Consider the following 221-nt stretch of genomic DNA (forward strand, 5'->3'; position numbering starts at 1 on the left):
TAGCGTAAGCGAAGCTCTGAACTGAAGCCCCAGTAAACGGCGGCCGTAACTATAACGGTCCTAAGGTAGCGAAATTCCTTGTCGGGTAAGTTCCGACCCGCACGAAAGGGGTAACGATTTGGGCACTGTCTCAACCAGAGACTCGGTGAAATTATAGTACCTGTGAAGATGCAGGTTACCCGCGACAGGACGGAAAGACCCCGTGGAGCTTTACTGTAGCC

Annotated in this window: 1 rRNA gene; it reads left to right on the plus strand. The window is 52.5% G+C overall.

From position 1 onward, the window contains the following. Positions 1–221, plus strand: a 23S ribosomal RNA gene (locus MR113_RS28055); the annotation flags it as partial.

It is taken from the genome of Bacillus cereus group sp. BfR-BA-01379 (genome assembly GCF_022663605.1).
Taxonomy (GTDB): Bacteria; Bacillota; Bacilli; order Bacillales; family Bacillaceae_G; genus Bacillus_A; species Bacillus_A mobilis.